Source organism: Streptomyces milbemycinicus (assembly GCF_002154605.1).
GTDB lineage: Bacteria > Actinomycetota > Actinomycetes > Streptomycetales > Streptomycetaceae > Streptomyces > Streptomyces milbemycinicus.
The window spans coordinates 1-671 of sequence record NZ_MUNE01001170.1; the positions used below are offsets into that span (position 1 = coordinate 1).

The following is a 671-nucleotide window of genomic DNA, read 5'->3' on the forward strand; positions in this document are numbered from 1 at the left end:
CCACCGACACCCCCACGACCACCCCGCCGACCGACGAGCCGACGGACGAGCCGACGCCGGGTGACGACTGCAACGACGACGGGTCGTACGAAGAGGACCCGGACCTCACCACCACCATCACCGGCCTGCCGTCGAAGGTCGTGGCGGGCAGCGGCTTCCACAGCTTCAAGTTCCAGGTCGAGAACGACTCGGACAAGTCCCTCAAGCGCGTGGACTTCGGCGTCTTCGCCGGCACCGCGGACTCCAAGCACCCGGACGGCACCGGCAAGTTCCTGACGCTGCAGTACAAGGACCCGGACAGCGGCGCCTGGACGTCGATCTCCACCGACGAGAACGACCCGGGCGCGGGCTACATCGGCTACACCGACGTACGCGCCCACGAGACCATCACCCTCGACATGCGGCTGAGCGTGTCCGCCAAGGCCCTCGGTGACGGCTTCGGCTACGCGCTCACCTTCGGTGTCTACACGGACGACGAGGGCAACTGCGTCTTCTCGACCGGCGACTACTACGAGTTCGACGTGCTCCCGGCCGGTTCGAAGCCGGGCCACGTCCCGCCGGCCGAGCCCAAGCCGGAGCCGCAGGGCGGCAAGAAGCCCCTGCCCAAGCCGGTGGGCGACACGAAGATCAACCCCAAGGGCTCCCTCGCCGAGACGGGCTCCTCCTCCGCG

1 protein-coding gene is annotated in these 671 nt (G+C 68.9%); it reads left to right on the plus strand.

The window, feature by feature from the left end; translation table 11 throughout:
• Nucleotides 1-671: peptidase (locus CCN51_RS51855; RefSeq protein ID WP_086861292.1), on the plus strand; the 671-nt coding region annotated here is incomplete at both ends.